Source organism: Cupriavidus sp. 05N40 (genome assembly GCF_056397305.1).
Genome location: NZ_JBFTND010000013.1, coordinates 46,154 through 61,725 on the forward strand (window position 1 = coordinate 46,154; position 15,572 = coordinate 61,725).

Consider the following 15,572-nt stretch of genomic DNA (forward strand, 5'->3'; position numbering starts at 1 on the left):
CCGCGCCCCGGCGCTTCACTCCGGCGCCGTCAGCGCCCCCAGCACGCTGGCGGCCGCCACCATGCCGAACACGGCGGTCACCGCCACCGAGGAACCGAAGCCGGCGCAGGCCAGCCCCTGCGGGCCGGCGGGCGGTGCTGCCGGCACGGCCGCGGCCGGAGCCTCATCGATCTCGCAGGCCTGCTGCTCGGGTTCGGGATAGCGCAGCGGTTCGTCCGAGTACACTGCGTCGATGCCGAACTTCCGCTTGGGGTTGCGCGGCCAGCCCCAGTCCTTGCGCAGGCTGGAGCGCACCTTGGCCAGCAGCGGGTCCTGGACGGTGCGCGAGAAGTCGACGACGCGGATGCGGGTCGGATCGAGCTGGCCGCCGGCGCCGCCGCRGGTGATGATGCGCCGGCCTTCGCGCCGCGCCCAGCCCAGCATGGCGATCTTGACCTTGACCGAGTCGATCGCGTCGATGATGTAGTCGTGCCCGCCAAGCAGCTCCGCCACGTTGTCGACGGTGACGAAATCGTCCACCTCGGTCACGCGGCAGCGCGGGTTGATCTGCACCATGCGCTCGGCCATGGCCTGGACCTTGGCGCGGCCGTAGTCGTCGCCCAGCGCGTGGATCTGGCGGTTGGTATTGGACAGCGCGATATGGTCGAGGTCGATCAGCGTGACGCGGCCCACGGCATTGCGCGCCAGCGCCTCTGCCGCCCAGCTGCCCACGCCGCCGATGCCGACCACGCAAACGCTCGCCGCCTCCAGGCGCGCCAGGCCGTCGGCGCCGTACAGGCGCGCCACGCCGCCGAAGCGGCGGTGGTAGTCGTCGTCGGCCGGGCTCTCGTGCGTCAGCGCCGGCGGCAGTTGCGCCAGTGCCGGGGAGGTGGACGTTTCCGGGGCTGTTTCCGGGACGAGATTGCTCATATCTTGGCTCGAGACTTGCTGGTAAGAGAGAAAAGAGGCTGCCGTGGAAGCACGGCAAGGCACGCGGCAACCACGCGAAAGCCACGCGAGAAGCAAAATGCCCGTCACATCACACTGTCAGCCAAGCGCCGACAGGAGAACGGGGCGCGCAACTATACAATACCTACAGCAGTGGTTCGACCGCCGCCTCGCCCCCCAAGACGCAATACATGCGCTGCGCGCGGTCCGCCCGACCAGGATACCGACCCCATGTCCCTGCGCCGCAAGGCAGTTATCTGGAGTGTACTGACACCGCTGGTGTTGATCGCCGTGCTGTTCGTGGTCATTCTGACCTTCGACTGGAACCGCCTCAAGCCGTGGCTCAACCAGCGCGTGTCCGAGGCGATCGGCCGGCCCTTTGCCGTCAACGGCGACCTGACCCTGACCTGGCGCCGGGCGGAAGGCGAGACCGGCTGGCACACCTGGGTGCCCTGGCCCCGCCTGTCCGCCACCGACATCACCGTCGGCAACCCCGGCTGGGCGCGCGAGCCCAACTTCGCCACCGTGCGCGAGCTGATCTTCGTGGTGCGTCCGCTGCCGCTGCTCAGGCACCAGATCTCGGTTCCCACCATCGTCGTCGACAGCCCCGCCGTGTGGCTGGAGCGCCTGGCGGACCAGCGCAACAACTGGACGTTCGACATGGCGTCGAGCAAGAAGCCTTCGGAATGGAAGCTCGATATCGGCGAAATGGCGCTGGCGCGGGGCGACCTGACCCTGTCCGACAAGGCCATGAAAATCGAGATGCAGGCCCGCCTGGACACCATAGGCGACAGCCCGCTCTACGACAGGGCCCGCGACGGCGCGCTGATCAATCCCGCGGCCTCGGGCACGCCGGGGAGCGCCAGCGCAACGGTCCCCGCCCCCGGCCAGCCCGGCACCGGCAGCCAGCGCTATGGCGTGCGCTGGAAGGCCACCGGGCGCTACAACGACGCCACCATCAACGCCACCGGCAAGGCCGGCACGGTGCTCAGCCTGCGCGACACCAACATGCCCTTCCCGGTACAGGCCGACGCGCGTGTCGGCAATACGCGCGCGGTGGTGGAGGGCACGCTGACCAACCCCGCCCACCTTGGCGCGCTCGACGTCCACCTGCAGCTGTCGGGCGACAACATGGCCAAGCTCTATGCCCTGACCGGCATCGTGCTGCCCAGCACGCCGCCATACGAAACACGCGGCCGGCTCGTCGCCACGCTGAAAAAAGGCAGCTCGGTGTACCGCTACGACAAGTTCAGCGGACGCGTCGGCGGCAGCGACCTGAACGGCACGCTTACCTACACGCAGCGCCAGCCACGCCCCCTGCTGTCGGGCGAGCTCGAATCCGGCCAGTTGCGCTTCGAAGACCTCGCACCGCTGATCGGCGCCGACGCCAAGCCCGGGCAAGCTGCTTCCGGCAGCGGCGTGAAGCAGCCCGCCGACAAAGCCCTGCCGGTGGCGCCATTCCGCACCGAACGCTGGGACAGCATCGACGCCGACGTGAAGTTCACCGGCAAGCGCATCATCCGCACCAGCGACCTGCCGATCACCGACCTCGTCACCCATCWCAAGCTCGACGACGGCGTGCTGACCCTGGACCCGCTCGACTTTGGCGTGGCGGGGGGCAACCTGGTGTCCTCGCTGCAACTCAACGGCAAGCGCGAACCCCTGGCCGCCATCATCAACATGAAGGCGCGCCACCTCAAGCTCAAGGAGTTGTTCCCCAAGCTCGAATCGATGCGCGCCAGCATCGGCGAGCTCAACGGCAGCGCCAGGCTGAGCGCGACCGGCAACTCGGTGGCCACGCTGCTGGGCAGCGCCAACGGCGAAGCCAAGCTGCTGGTGGAGAACGGCACGGTGAGCAAGTTCGTCCTGGAGGCGATGGGGCTGAACGTGGGCAGCGTGGTGATCTCGAAGCTGTTCGGCGACAAGCCGGTGCAGATCAATTGCGGCGTCAGCGATTTCAGTTTCACCAACGGCGTGGCGCGCGCGCGTACCTTCGTGCTCGATACGCAGGATGCCGTGATCGATACCAGCGGCGCCGTCGACCTGGCCAGCGAGCGGCTGGCGCTGACCGTCCGGCCCGACTCGAAGGGCCTGCGCATCTTCTCGCTGCGCTCGCCGCTCTATGTGGGCGGCACGCTGAAAAAACCATCGGTCAGCCCGGACGTGGGCGTGCTGGCCCTGCGCGCCGGGGGCGTGGTGGCGCTCGCGCTGGTGGCGCCTATCGGCGCCGCCGTGCTGCCCCTGATCGACCTTTCCACCAGCGAGAACTCGCAGTGCGGCAAGCTGCTGGCCGAGATCCGCAAGCGTCCGATCGCCCCGCCTCCCGGCAAGACCTACCGCGATCCGGCCACCGGCGCCACCGGCCAGGCTGCCGGACCCGCGCCGTCGCCGGACAGCGGGGCCGAAGCCAGGACGCCGGCCGCCGCCGCGGCCGCGGCGAGTGCCAGGCCCGCGCAAGTGCGCCCCGCCGCGCCTGCGCGCCCGGCTCCCGATGCCTCGCTGCACCAGGGCGGCTGAGCCAACCCCGCGGCTGTTGCCCACCCGCGACACATCCCCGCCAGACGAGGCACTTTCGCAACACTTTCGCGCTCTCCGCGCAGACAGTCGTTGTACATCGGCCACGCCGCTCGCATAATTAAACGGCCATTTACAACGAAGTTTCCAATAGATGGCGCAATACGGATGTCCGCGAGCGATCGTGGCCTCCTTCCCTGGGTGCGGTTTCGGCCGCACTTGTTTTTCCTCCGGTTTCCTACCCGCCCCCGCCCGCGCATGCCGCCGCTACAGACCACCGTTCCGCCGATCAGTTGCCTGATCGCGCTCACGGTGTGTAACCACGTGGCCTTCAATGCCAGCCGCGTGGTGGTCTCGCTGTTCGCCCTCTCCCTCAAGGCTTCCACCGTCACGCTCGGCATCCTGATGTCGCTCTATGCGCTGTTGCCGATGTTGCTGGCCATCCATGCCGGCAAGCGCATCGATGAGACCGGGCCGCGCAAGCCCATGGCCGCCGGTTCGATGATGGTCCTGGCGGGCACGCTGCTGCCGGCATTGTGGCCGGGCATCGCGGCGCTGTATCTTTCGTGCGCGCTGATCGGGGTCGGCTTCATGCTGGTCCAGGTCGCCATGCAGTTGCTGATCGGGCAGATCTCCAGCGACGGCACGCGACTGCGCAACTACACGCTGCACGCGCTCGGGCTGTCGTTCTCGGGCACGGTGGGGCCGGTGGTGATGGGCTACCTGATCGAGCACGCCGGCTTCCGTCCGGCCTTCTGCGCGCTAGTCGTGGTGGCCGGCGCCGGACTGGCCGGGCTGTGCCTGGTACGCCGCCGGCTGCCCGAACGCGGCGGGCGTGCCGCACGCGGCGCCATCGCCGACGGCAGCCGCAACTCCACGCTGGGGCTGCTGGCGCACCCCGAGCTGCGTGCGGTCTTCATCGCCAGCGCAGTGCTGTCCGCCGCCTGGGACCTGCACGCATTCCTGATCCCGATCCAGGGCACGCGCGTCGGGCTTTCGCCGTCGTCGATCGGCTGGGTGCTGGGCGCCTTCGCCATCGCCACCTTCGCGATCCGGGTGGCGATGCCGCTGGTGTCGCGCCGGCTGTCCGAATGGAAGGTGATCCGCGGCGCGCTGCTGGTCGGCGCGGTGGCCTACCTGCTCTATCCCTTCGTGTCCCAGTTCTGGCTGATGTGCTGCCTGGCGTTCCTGCTCGGGCTCGCGCTGGGCAGCGCGCAACCCAACGTGATGAACATCCTGCATGCGGCGTCGCCTTCCGGGCGTGCCGGCGAAGCGCTGGGCCTGCGTTCGGCGGTGCTCAACACGAGCCAGGTGGTGTGGCCGCTGACATTCGGCGTGGTCGGCACGGCGCTTGGCATGCTGCCGATCTTCCTGTCGATGGCGGGCGCCATGGGCGTGGCTGGCTACTATTCGCGCGCGCATGCGCGCAAGCTGCCGCCGTCCGAGGCCTGAGCGCTGGCCGGGCGAAGGGATTGCGCAGGCGCAAATGCGGCTTGCAGCGCTTTCGCTATACTCAAATCAGGCGCGCCGCCGGTGCCGGGCAGGCTTGCCCGGTGCGCGGCCCGCAGACTTGATACCTGACCTGACATGACCCAACTTGCCGACCTCCGCCGCACCTATGTGCTGGGCTCCCTTTCCGAGTCCGACGTGGCGCCCGACCCGATCAGCCAGTTCCAGCGCTGGTTCGATGAAGCCACCCACGCCAAGCTGCCCGAACCCAATGCGATGACGCTGGCAACGGTCGATGCCGGCGGCCAGCCTTCCGCGCGCATCGTCCTGCTCAAGGGCATGGATGCCAGGGGCTTCACGTTCTTCACCAACTATGAAAGCCGCAAGGGCCTGGACATGGCTGCCAACCCGCGCGCGGCGCTGTTGTTCCACTGGGTGCAACTGGAGCGCCAGGTGCGCGTGGAAGGCGTCGTGGAGAAGGTGGACGAGTCCGAGAGCGATGCCTACTACGCCTCGCGCCCGCTCGGCTCGCGCCTCGGCGCCTGGGCCTCGGAACAAAGCCGCGAGGTCGCGGACCGCGCCGTGCTGGAGCAGCGCGAAGCGGATTTCCGCGCCAAGTTCGGCGACAACCCGCCACGCCCGGCCCACTGGGGCGGCTACCGTCTCGCGCCGACACGGATCGAGTTCTGGCAGGGCCGCCCGTCGCGCCTGCATGACCGCATCGCCTACCGCCTGCAGGCGGACGGTGCGTGGCAGATCGCGCGGCTGTCGCCATGAAGGACGCGGGGGCCCTGGGAACGCTCGCCCGACCGGGGCCGCGCACTGCACAAATTTGGGAATTGTCGTAAAGTGGTTTATGGCTGCTTCCATCAGGGAGCGGCCATAAGGCGCGGGCCACAAGCCTGCCCGATGCTGAGGTTCGAGGAGTGTGCCGCAACCGCCGAATAGGGAGGCCGCATGTTTTTCAAGCAAGCACTGGACAAGCAACTGGATCACTGGATCGCCGATTTGCGCGACCGTGCCAATCTCCCTGTCAGATTGCGGCTATGGAACGGCAGCGAATATCCACTCGGCCGTTTCGAGCACCCGGCTGTGACGCTGACGATACGCGAGGCCGGCGCCCTGTCACTGCTGCTGACGCCCAGCCTGGACAACCTCGGTGAAGCCTACGTACAGGAGAAGATCGACCTGGACGGCAAGCTCAGCGACATCATCGCCGTGGCCTACCGCTTTTCCGCCGCCGCCAGCGCACAGGCAGGCGGCGCACTGGCCCGGGTGGCGCAGCACTTCGCTCACACCAAGGCGGCCGACAAGGCATCGATCCAGTACCACTACGACGTTTCCAACGAGTTCTACCGGCTCTGGCTCGACCCGGCGATGGTCTATTCCTGCGCCTATTTCGAGCACGGCAACGAGGATCTCGCCACCGCGCAGCGCAAGAAGATCGACCACATCCTGACCAAGATCCGCCTGCAGCCCGGGCAGACCCTGCTCGACATCGGCTGCGGCTGGGGCGCGCTGGTGCTGCGCGCGGCGCAGAAGTTCGGCGCGCGCTGCGTGGGCATCACGCTGTCGCAAAACCAGTTCGACCTCGCTACCGAGCGCGTCAGGCAGGCCGGACTGTCCGAGCGCATCGAGATCCGCCTGCAGGACTACCGCGATACCGCCGGGACCTTCGACCGCATCACCAGCGTCGGCATGTTCGAGCACGTGGGCAAGAACAATCTGTCCGGCTACTTCAGCCGCATGTGCGACCTGCTGGCCGACGACGGCTATGCCATGAACCATGGCATCACCTCGCCCGATCCGGATAGCGGCGCCACGCCGATGGACGGCTCCGAGTTCATGGATCGCTATGTGTTCCCGCAGGGCGAGCTGCCGCACATCGGCATGGTGCTCAACACCCTGCAGCGCGGCGGCCTGGAGGCGACCGACGTCGAACTGATGCGCGGCCACTATCACCGCACGCTGCATCACTGGGCGGACAACTTCGAGGCGCAGGGTGATACCATCCGCGCCATGGTGGGCGAGAAGAAATACCGCATCTGGCGCGTCTACCTGGCGGGCTGCGCGCATGCCTTCGACACCGACCAGATGTCGATCTACCAGGTGGTGTGCCACAAGGCCGGCCTGTCGGCGACGGGCCTGCCCTGGTCGCGCCGCTATATCTACGACAAATCGCTGGACTGAAAACCTGCTTGACTGAAGACCTGTTCGGCGGCCTGCCGGAAATACCCGCGGCCACCGCGCGCAGTGGCGACACATTGCCTGGCACCGACGCCACGGCCTGCGCCGCGCGCCCTGTGCGCGGAAAAAGCGTGCAGGCGCCCCCTCCCGATCCCGCCCTGCTCGCACTGGCCGAGCGCCTTCCGGCCGGACTGCACCTCGGTACATCGTCGTGGTCCTATGGCGGCTGGAACGGACTGGTCTACCACGGTGAATACAGCGACAACCTGCTCTCGCGCAAGGGCCTGGCCGCTTACTCCCTGCATCCACTGCTACGGGCTGCCGGCATCGACCGCGGCTTCTACGCACCGATCCCGCTTGCGGACTATCTTGCCTATGCGGCCCAGGTGCCGGCGCATTTCCGCTTCCTGACCAAGGCGCCCGCGAGCGTATGCGATCCGTGGCTGCGCACGTCGGAGGGCGCGGGGCGGCTGGCCAATGCGAGCTTCCTCGATGCGGGGATCGCGGCGCGCGATTTCGTCGGGCCGGCTACCGCGGGGCTCGGAGCCAAGTGCGGCCCGCTGCTGTTCCAGCTGTCGCCGCTGGGCGCGATGGCCGTGGACAGCGCCGGCTTCCTGTCTCGGCTCGATGCTTTCCTGGGTGCCCTGCCCGCGCTCGACGCCGCCGCCACGCCGCATGCGTGCTATGCGGTGGAACTGCGCGATGCGTCCCTGCTCACGCCCCGTTTCATCAAGCTGCTGCGTGCGCGTGGCGTGCGTTTCTGCCTGTCGGCGCGCGAGCGCATGCCGCCGGCAGAACGCCAGCTGCCCGCGCAGGCATTGATGGATGAAGCCGCGCCGGGACCACTGGTGCTGCGCTGGATGCTGCATGCGGGCTTTGCCTACGAGCAGGCCGAATCGCGCTACGCGCCGTTCGACCGGCTGGTCGACGAAGATCCGCACACGCGCGCCGTGATCGCCGAGCAGGTTGCCCGCACGCTGCGCGCCGGACAGCCCGCCTATGTGATCGTCAGCAACAAGGCCGAAGGTTCCGCGCCGCTGACCTGCGTGCGGCTGGCGGAGGCGATCGCCGAGCGGCTTGCCGCGAACTGAGCGGCTCGCCGGCACGCAAGCGCACCGGCGACGGCGCGCCTCACCGGATCAGCAAGTGCGCGAACTTCTGCCGGAACTTGGCCAGCTTGGGCGAGATCACGAACGAGCAATAACCCTGGTTGGGGTGGTTCTGGTAGTAGTTCTGGTGGCTTTCCTCGGCACGCCAGTACGGCTGGGTGGGCTCGATCTGGGTGACCAGCGGGGCGTCGTAGAGCTTCTGCGCGATAACTTCGCGCATGACGTACTCGGCCATCGCGCGCTGGGGCTCGGAGTGCGTGAAGATGACCGAGCGGTATTGCGTGCCGACGTCGTTGCCCTGCCGGTTCAGCGTGGTCGGGTCATGGATGGCGAAGAAGATCTCCAGGATCTCGCGATACTTGATCACGGACGGGTCGAAGCTCACCTGCACCACTTCGGCGTGTCCGGTCTCACCGTCGCATACCTGCTCGTACGTCGGATGGTTCACGTGGCCGCCGGTATAGCCTGACTCCACCGCCCGCACCCCCCTGACCTGCTGGTACACCGCCTCCAGGCACCAGAAACAACCGCCGCCCAGCGTGGCAATCTCGCGCTCGTTATCCATGTTGCTCCCTCCGGCTCGTGACAATAACTAGCATACTCGCTCGGCGCGCGTCATGCCGCCGAAGAGTTGCTGCCACGGCCGCGCCCGGGCGGCGTGGCTGTCAGCCGGCGGCGGCAGGTCCGTCCGCCTGCAACATGGCGCGCAATTGCGGCTTGAGCACTTTGCCCAGCGCGCTCCTGGGCAGGGCATCGAGCAGCACCACGCGGCGCGGCAACTTGAAACGCGCGATCTGCGCGGCCAGCGCTTCGCGCAGCGGCTCCTGCGCCAGCGCGGCACGGTCCGCGCCAGTGGCCGGCACCACCACCGCGACCGGCACCTCGCCCCAGTGCGTATCGGGCAGGCCGACCACCGCGCAATCCGCCACGCCCGGCAGGCCCAGCAGGACGTTCTCGATCTCGGCCGGATAGATGTTCTCGCCGCCCGAAATGATCATGTCCTTGCTGCGGCCGACCACCTCGATGCAGCCGTCGGCATTGCAATGCGCGAGGTCGCCCGAATGGAACCAGCCGTCGCGGAAATCCGGATGGTCCGGCTGGCGCCAGTAGCCCTGCATCAGGTTGGTGCCGGACAGCCACAACTCGCCGACCTCGCCTGGCGCCACCTCGGCGCCGCCGGCGCCGGCCACGCGCACCCGCACTTCGGGCTGCGGCCAGCCCGCGTAGCCGGGGTGTGCCATGGCCTGGTCCAGCCGCAGCACGACCGACACCGGGCCGCTCTCGGTGGCGCCGTAGACCTGCCCGAGCGGCACGCCGCGCGCATGGAAGGCATCGATATACGCGCGCGGAATCGGCGACGATCCCGCCATCACGCCGCGCAGCGAAGCAAGGTCCGCGCGCGCCCAGTCCGGGTGCTCGAGCACCGCGCGCAGCGTGGCCGGCACCATCAGCGACAGCGTGACCTTGGAGCGCGCCAGTTCGGCCAGCCATGCCTGCGGCGCGAAGCGCTGGTGCAGCGTGACCTGCGCGCCGGCCAGCAGGGCCGGCAGCGTCTGGATGCACAGGCCGCCCACATGGAACAGCGGCAGCACCGACAGGACGTGGTCGTCCGGCGTCATGCCGTGCGCCCACCAGCTCGCGCGCGCATTGGCCAGCAAGGCCGCCTGCGTGTGCAGTGCGCCCTTGGGCTGACCGGTGGAACCCGAGGTATAGACCAGCAGCAGCGGCGCCTGGTCTGGTTGCCCGGGCGGCGCAGGCAGCGCCGCGTGTCCCGTGGCAGGACGATCCACCAGGCTGTCGATGGGCGCGTGCCCGACGCGAGCCTGCGTTGCGCAGGCGGCCGCGGCGGCCACTGCCCCGGCCGCCTGCGCGTGTGGCGCGTCGTGGAACAGCACGCGGATGCCCGCATGCACTGCGATGGCTTCCAGCTCGGGAACCGCAAGACGGAAGTTCAGCGGCACGAAGATCGCGCCGAGCCGTGCGCAGGCGAACAGCATGGCGAGCTGCAGGTCGTGGTTCAGGCAGAGCGTGGCAACCCGCTCGCCCGGCTGCACGCCCCAGGTGCCGGCAAGGTGGGCACTGAGACGCTCCACGCGCCGCCACAGCCGGCCGTAGCTGATGGTGTGGCCGAGGCTGTGGAGCGCGGGCCGCTGCGGCGCCGCGCGTGCGTGCGCATGCAGCGCGCGCAGCAAGGCGCCTGGCTCCGGCGTGCCGGCGGGAACGACAAGGAGCCGGTCGGCACGCGCGCTCATTCGTCGCGCTCGCCCGATTCGTAGAGCGTTTCCCGGCCCATGCGGTCGAGGATCAGCTCGGCGGTCCACGGCAGCATCAGCGCGCCGCAGCGCGAATCGCGGTAAAGCCGCTCGAGTGGCAGGTCCTTGAGCATGGACTGCCCGCCGCAGGTGCGGATCGCCAGGCGCGCGATGTCGTTGGCGCCCTCCATCACGCTGTAGTGCGCGGCGTACAGGCGCATGCGCGCATCCTTGGAAGGATTGGCGCACGCTTCGTGGATCACGCGCCAGAAGATCGAGCGCATGTTTTCCAGCTGGATGCGCATCTGCGCCACCGCGATCTGCTTGGTGGGATACATGCGCCGCTTCACCGGCGGCTGGCCCGGCACCTCGCCGCGCAGATACTGCACGGTGAAGTCATAGGCTGCCTGGGCCACGCCGAGGTAGGTCGGCGAGAGCGTGAAGAACATCGCGGGCCAGGTCTGCGCGGCCTTGAAGTAGACGCCGCGCGGCATCAGCTGCTCGTGGTCGGCGACGAACACATCCTTGAGCAGCAGCGTGCGCGAGACCGTGCCGCGCATGCCCATCGGGTCCCACTCGCCGGTGACGGCGAGGCCTTCGGCATTGCCCGGCACGGCGATATAGAGCGTGTCGCGCATGTCGGGCGAATGGTCGGCGCATTCCTCGGTGCAAAGGATGCCGTAGTAGTCGGCGGCGCCCGACAGCGAAGCAAAGATCTTGCGGCCGTTGAGCACCCAGCCGCCATCGACCTTGTGCGCGCTGGTGCCGAACGGGGCTCGCCCGGCGGCGGCGGCCGAGCCTTCCGAGAACGGCTGCGCGTAGATGGCGCCGTCCCTGACCACGCGCGCGAAATGCAGCTCGCGGCGGCCGTCGTGTTCGGCCCGTTGCGCGGGCGTCATGGCGACGCCGTCGGCCAGCATGCCCGTCCACATGGTGGAGCAGATATGCATGTTGTAGGTCAGTGCCGTGGCACCGCAGAAGCGGCCGATCTCCGCGCCCACCATGCAATAGGTAGCGAAGTCCGCGCCCTCGCCGCCGAACTCGCGCGGCACGCACAGGCCGAGCAGGCCGGCTTCGCGCAGGTCGTCATAGTTGGCGAAGGGAAAGCTGGCCTCGCGGTCCCACTGTGCAGCGCGCGGGGCGAAGCGCTCGCGGCCGAGCCGGTTGGCCAGCACCAGCAGGCGCTCCTGCGCCTGGGTGAAGTCGGCGGCGCCGACGGCAGGGATAAAGTCCAATGGCATTGGTTGGTCTCCCGGGCATCGTCGCGCGGCGATGCCTCGCTATTGCTTGTGTTTTCTGGTGAAACGCCGCCTTCAGCGCGCGGGAAAATGGCGGCCGAGGAAAGCGAGCACGGCGGCATTGAATGCCGCGGGCCGTTCCATGCATGCGAGGTGACCCACCGCCGGCAGGCACAGGTACTCGGCGCCGGCGATCTTCTGCGCCATGCGCTCCATCACCGCCGGTGCCGCATTGGCGTCGTGCTCGCCGGCCAGCGCCAGCACCGGCACCGTGATGCGCGCCAGCAGCTCGCGGCAATCGAAACGCACCAGCGCCTGCAGCGCGGCGCGATAGGTCGCGGGGGGGACGGCAGCCATCACGCTGGCGGCGAAGGCTACCGCATCGGCATCCGCCTGCGGCGCCACCATCGCGCGCACCAGCCCGCTCGCCATTTCGGCCATGGTCTTGCCCGCGTCGAGCGGCGCCGTGCGCGCGGCGACGAAGTCGCGCTGCCACTGGCCATCAGCCTTGCCGAACGCCGGCGAGGTACCGGACAGCACCATGCCGTCGATCAGCGCGGGTGCGGCGGCGTATGCTTGCTGCGCCACCATGCCGCCCATGCTGTGACCCAGCAGCAGGACGCGCCGGCCGGCGTCGCGCTCGGCCTGCAACACCGGCATCAGCGCTTGCGCCAGCCCGGCGAAATCGTAGGGCTCGATCATTGCGCTCGCGCCGTAGCCAGGCATGTCCCAGGCCACGGCGCGATAGCCCGCCTGCGCCAGCGCGTCGAGCTGCGCCGGCCACGCGGCCTTGCCGCCGCCGATGCCATGCAGCATCACCACCGCCACCGGGCCATCGCCCTGCGCGATGGTGGCGATGCCGTTGGGATGGGTGTGGATGGTGGTCTTTGTGGTCGCTGTGGTCTTTGTGGTCTCTGCCATTGCGTTTCCTGTCATGCGCCTGCCCTCTTCAAATGGTCTGCCCGGCCATCGCATCAGCTGGCCGCGGCCAGCCTGCCTTCCTCGACCTCGTTCGCCCCGTCCAGCGTGACGGTGCAATTGCGCAGCGGCAGGTCGAAGTGGCCAAGGGTGTGGCGGCCGGCGACCTCGTTGGCGCCGGTCGAATAGAGGAAGTTGCCGGCAAAGGCGCGCAGCTCGGTACCGTTGCAGTCGCGCTTGTCGTAGAACGTCATCGCATCCCAGCGCGCCTGCGGGTTCATGCCCCAGCCCACGTGGGAAACCGCATAGGCATCGCGCGTGCCTTCGCGGTCGGCCCACGCCGCGTAGTAGCCGCGCATCATGTCGGCGTCGACACCCAGGCCTTCGATGGCGACGATGTAGTCATCCTCGACATGGCAGACGATGATGTCGCGCAGGTAGGTCTTGAAGGTCAGGTTGACGTCGCCGGGCGCCAGCACCAGCGTGCCGTTGACCTGGCCACCGGCGGGAAATGCCAGGCACAGGCCGCCCGGCCAGTGCGCGACCTGCCCCGGCTTGTTGCAGTAGCCCCACACGCCGCCCACGCGGGCGTCGCCGAGGCCGATGCGCAGCTCGGTTCCGGCCGCCGAACGCACGCGCATCTCGCGCGCGCCGCGCAGGCGCTTCATGGCGGCGCGCACGCTGCCCTCCAGCGCAGCATCGGGCTGGCAGCGCTCGAGGATTTCGGGATGTTCGTTGCTGACCATCAGCAACCGCGGCACGATGCCGTCGGCGCCCTGCAGGATGCGCGGCAACTCGGGAGCGTGCAGCAGGCCTTCCACGGTGCAGTCGATCACCAGGTGGCAGCGTTGCAGCGCGGCCACTACCGGAGCAAGTTGCCGGAGCGCGTCGCTGGCGCCGGTGGAGCGCACCGGGGCGGGCGCACTGAGGGGCGCGGACGGCACCCGGATGCGTACCGGCGTGGCGCCGAGCGCCTGCACCGCCAGCTCGGCCAACTCCACATTGACAGGACGGGATTGGGACTCCGTTACAATCCCCACGACTTGTCCGGCCGACAGGGCGCAGAGTTCGAGGGTATGACGGAACGCCGCCAGCCAGCGGTGTTCGATGTGCTCGATGAGCATGTTGTCTCCTCCAGTGCGGAATCCGCCGCGTCCCGGCAGGCCCGCGGGCAGCCTTGGTGCGCCAGCCCACCGATGCCTGGCACCGGACGCATTAGCTTGTACTTGTGCTTCTTGTCGCTGGCGCAAATAATATATGAAATTTCATGGATTCAAGTGGAGCCCGCGCTATGGGCATGCCTGAGGCCACGCCGCGCATGATCGGCAAGGCTGCTTCTCCCGATTTCGATACGCTGCACTTCCGGCGCACGCTGTCGCAGTTCGCCACCGGCGTGACGGTCATCACCACCCGTGCGGGCCCTGGCTCGCCCCCGGGCGTGCCGTTCGTGGGCATCACCGCCAGCTCCTTCAACTCGGTATCGCTGGACCCGCCCCTGGTGCTGTGGAGCATGGCCACGCGCGCGAACAGCCTGCCGATGTTCCGCGACGGCTCGCACTACATCATCAATGTGCTGTCATCCACGCAGCTGGACCTGTGCCAGCGCTTCGCCACGCTCAAGGGCGATCGTTTCGCCGGCGTGGACTACCGCCTGTCCGAGAACGGCCTGCCCATCCTGAGCAATGCGCTGGCGTGGTTCGAATGCCATAACCGCAGCCGGTACGACGAGGGCGACCATGTGATCTTCGTGGGCGAGGTGGAGCGCTGCGGCGTGCACGATGACGGCGGCAGCCCGCTGGTGTTCCACGACGGACGCTTCGCCACCACCTACCCGCTGGCGGACTGAGGCGCCGGGCGCACGGCCATGACGCAATCGTCCAAGCCTGCCTTCGTCGACGGCTACCTGCCTTACCTGCTGGCGCGCGCAAGCTATCTCGTTTCGGGCGAATTCCACCGGCAGGTGGAAGCCGCGGGTTTCTCCGTGCCCGAATGGCGCGTGCTGGCCACGCTGGCCGACCGGCCCGCCTGCACCATCGGCGCCCTGGCCGATATCACCCTCACCAAGCAGCCTACCCTGACCAAGCTGATCGACCGCATGGAGGCCAGCGGCCTGGTCACGCGCCGCAACGGCGCGCATGACCGCCGCCATGCGCTGGTCTCCATCACCGCGGGCGGCCGCACCCGTGCCCGCGCCCTGCTCGACCAGGCCGCCGTGCACGAGCAGCAGGTGCTGGACGACTTCGGCGCCGCGCAGGCCGACCAGCTCAAGGACACGCTGCGCCGGCTGATCGCGCTGCACGCGCCGCGCTAGCGGGGCCTGCGCTCATGTGCCGGGCGAGCCCTTGATCACGGCCAGTGGGGAGCCATCGGTCTTGATCTTCTGCAGCACGATATTGGAGCGGATGTCCATCACGCCCGGCGTGCGGTAGAGCCGGTTGACGATGAAATCCGAGTAGTGCTTGAGGTTGCGCGCCTGCACCTTGAGGATGTAGTTGCTGTCGCCGGTGATGATGTAGGCAGACACCACTTCAGGCCACGCCTGCACCGCCGCGTTGAAGGTGTCGTGCCAGCCTTCCACGTCGTGCCGCATCGACACCTGCACGATCGCTTCGATTTCCAGCCCGAGCCGCTCGGCATCGAACCAGGCGCGATAGCCGCCGATCACGCCGCTTTCTTCCAGCAACCGCACCCGCCGCAGGCAGGCCGACGGCGACAGCGCCACGCGGTCCGCCAGGTCCTGGTTGCTGATGCGTCCGTTCTCCTGCAGGCAGCTCAGGATGCGCAAATCGGTGGGGTCGAGATTCATTTCGCAGATTATTTACACATTTTGTCGTCTCGTGAAATTCTATGCGAATTCGCGACCAAAACCCCAGGCATTTAGCAAGCCTCTTGCCCGGAATATTGACTATCATGCCGTCATCCGCTCCCCACTGAGCCAAGGAGCGCCGGATGACGGCGCGACCAGCCAATGACAGACC

The 15,572-nt window shown here is 68.4% G+C and carries 14 protein-coding genes; 7 read left to right on the forward strand and 7 right to left on the reverse strand.

The window, feature by feature from the left end:
* Window positions 1–15: 15 nt before the first annotated feature.
* On the reverse strand, window positions 16–909 hold the full coding sequence (gene tcdA, locus AC1DO7_RS05085) for a tRNA cyclic N6-threonylcarbamoyladenosine(37) synthase TcdA (RefSeq protein ID WP_477115862.1): 894 nt from the start codon (window positions 907–909) through the stop codon (window positions 16–18).
* 249 nt (window positions 910–1,158) lie between these two features.
* On the opposite strand from tcdA, the gene AC1DO7_RS05090 reads away from it, so the two are divergent.
* The 5 genes from AC1DO7_RS05090 (at window position 1,159) to AC1DO7_RS05110 (ending at window position 8,168) form a co-directional block, all read left to right on the forward strand.
* On the forward strand, window positions 1,159–3,444 hold the full coding sequence (locus AC1DO7_RS05090; RefSeq protein WP_477115863.1) for an AsmA family protein: 2,286 nt from the start codon (window positions 1,159–1,161) through the stop codon (window positions 3,442–3,444).
* 255 nt (window positions 3,445–3,699) lie between these two features.
* Window positions 3,700–4,893: an MFS transporter gene (locus tag AC1DO7_RS05095; protein WP_441613187.1), complete on the forward strand. Its 1,194-nt coding sequence runs from the start codon at window positions 3,700–3,702 to the stop codon at window positions 4,891–4,893.
* Window positions 4,894–5,028: 135 nt separating this feature from the next.
* Window positions 5,029–5,667 (forward strand): pyridoxamine 5'-phosphate oxidase, encoded by a 639-nt coding sequence (gene pdxH, locus AC1DO7_RS05100; protein WP_441613188.1) that lies wholly within the window; start codon window positions 5,029–5,031, stop codon window positions 5,665–5,667.
* A gap of 180 nt (window positions 5,668–5,847) precedes the next feature.
* Complete coding sequence (locus tag AC1DO7_RS05105; RefSeq protein ID WP_441613189.1) at window positions 5,848–7,080, forward strand: class I SAM-dependent methyltransferase; 1,233 nt, start codon at window positions 5,848–5,850, stop codon at window positions 7,078–7,080.
* Window positions 7,081–7,088: 8 nt separating this feature from the next.
* The gene (locus tag AC1DO7_RS05110; protein ID WP_441613190.1) at window positions 7,089–8,168 is read left to right on the forward strand and encodes a DUF72 domain-containing protein; all 1,080 of its coding nucleotides are present in this window, start codon (window positions 7,089–7,091) and stop codon (window positions 8,166–8,168) included.
* Window positions 8,169–8,208: 40 nt separating this feature from the next.
* On the opposite strand, the gene msrA is transcribed toward AC1DO7_RS05110, so the two are convergent.
* The 5 genes from msrA to AC1DO7_RS05135 form a co-directional block, all read right to left on the reverse strand.
* The gene (gene msrA, locus AC1DO7_RS05115; RefSeq protein WP_441613191.1) at window positions 8,209–8,751 is read right to left on the reverse strand and encodes a peptide-methionine (S)-S-oxide reductase MsrA; all 543 of its coding nucleotides are present in this window, start codon (window positions 8,749–8,751) and stop codon (window positions 8,209–8,211) included.
* A gap of 100 nt (window positions 8,752–8,851) precedes the next feature.
* Window positions 8,852–10,438, reverse strand: a complete 1,587-nt coding sequence (locus AC1DO7_RS05120) for a class I adenylate-forming enzyme family protein (protein ID WP_441643190.1) — start codon at window positions 10,436–10,438, stop codon at window positions 8,852–8,854.
* Complete coding sequence (locus AC1DO7_RS05125; protein ID WP_441643191.1) at window positions 10,435–11,679, reverse strand: acyl-CoA dehydrogenase family protein; 1,245 nt, start codon at window positions 11,677–11,679, stop codon at window positions 10,435–10,437. Before AC1DO7_RS05125 ends, AC1DO7_RS05120 begins: the two co-directional genes overlap by 4 nt.
* 72 nt (window positions 11,680–11,751) lie before the next feature.
* Window positions 11,752–12,597, reverse strand: a complete 846-nt coding sequence (locus AC1DO7_RS05130) for an alpha/beta fold hydrolase (protein ID WP_441613194.1) — start codon at window positions 12,595–12,597, stop codon at window positions 11,752–11,754.
* Window positions 12,598–12,650: 53 nt separating this feature from the next.
* Window positions 12,651–13,718, reverse strand: coding sequence for a 2,5-dihydroxypyridine 5,6-dioxygenase NicX family protein (locus AC1DO7_RS05135; RefSeq protein ID WP_441613195.1), 1,068 nt, complete (start codon window positions 13,716–13,718; stop codon window positions 12,651–12,653).
* A 167-nt stretch (window positions 13,719–13,885) separates the two neighbouring features.
* On the opposite strand from AC1DO7_RS05135, the gene AC1DO7_RS05140 reads away from it, so the two are divergent.
* Both AC1DO7_RS05140 and AC1DO7_RS05145 read left to right on the forward strand, forming a co-directional pair.
* Entirely contained in the window at window positions 13,886–14,440 is a 555-nt protein-coding gene (locus tag AC1DO7_RS05140) for a flavin reductase family protein (protein ID WP_441613196.1), read from the forward strand.
* Window positions 14,441–14,458: 18 nt separating this feature from the next.
* On the forward strand, window positions 14,459–14,905 hold the full coding sequence (locus AC1DO7_RS05145) for a MarR family winged helix-turn-helix transcriptional regulator (RefSeq protein ID WP_441613197.1): 447 nt from the start codon (window positions 14,459–14,461) through the stop codon (window positions 14,903–14,905).
* A gap of 12 nt (window positions 14,906–14,917) precedes the next feature.
* Here the strand turns inward: AC1DO7_RS05145 and AC1DO7_RS05150 are convergent, their stop codons facing one another.
* Window positions 14,918–15,400, reverse strand: a complete 483-nt coding sequence (locus tag AC1DO7_RS05150) for an Lrp/AsnC family transcriptional regulator (RefSeq protein ID WP_441613198.1) — start codon at window positions 15,398–15,400, stop codon at window positions 14,918–14,920.
* Window positions 15,401–15,572: the final 172 nt, after the last annotated feature.

Excerpts from the sequence above, each read along its gene's own strand:
- AC1DO7_RS05095 (WP_441613187.1), top strand. The coding sequence starts at position 3,700 with ATGCCGCCGCTACAGACCACCGTTCCGCCGATCAGTTGCCTGATCGCG.
- pdxH (WP_441613188.1), top strand. The coding sequence starts at position 5,029 with ATGACCCAACTTGCCGACCTCCGCCGCACCTATGTGCTGGGCTCCCTT.
- AC1DO7_RS05105 (WP_441613189.1), top strand. The coding sequence starts at position 5,848 with ATGTTTTTCAAGCAAGCACTGGACAAGCAACTGGATCACTGGATCGCC.
- msrA (WP_441613191.1), bottom strand. The coding sequence starts at position 8,751 with ATGGATAACGAGCGCGAGATTGCCACGCTGGGCGGCGGTTGTTTCTGG.
- AC1DO7_RS05120 (WP_441643190.1), bottom strand. The coding sequence starts at position 10,438 with ATGAGCGCGCGTGCCGACCGGCTCCTTGTCGTTCCCGCCGGCACGCCG.
- AC1DO7_RS05125 (WP_441643191.1), bottom strand. The coding sequence starts at position 11,679 with ATGCCATTGGACTTTATCCCTGCCGTCGGCGCCGCCGACTTCACCCAG.
- AC1DO7_RS05130 (WP_441613194.1), bottom strand. The coding sequence starts at position 12,597 with ATGGCAGAGACCACAAAGACCACAGCGACCACAAAGACCACCATCCAC.
- AC1DO7_RS05135 (WP_441613195.1), bottom strand. The coding sequence starts at position 13,718 with ATGCTCATCGAGCACATCGAACACCGCTGGCTGGCGGCGTTCCGTCAT.
- AC1DO7_RS05140 (WP_441613196.1), top strand. The coding sequence starts at position 13,886 with ATGGGCATGCCTGAGGCCACGCCGCGCATGATCGGCAAGGCTGCTTCT.
- AC1DO7_RS05145 (WP_441613197.1), top strand. The coding sequence starts at position 14,459 with ATGACGCAATCGTCCAAGCCTGCCTTCGTCGACGGCTACCTGCCTTAC.
- AC1DO7_RS05150 (WP_441613198.1), bottom strand. The coding sequence starts at position 15,400 with ATGAATCTCGACCCCACCGATTTGCGCATCCTGAGCTGCCTGCAGGAG.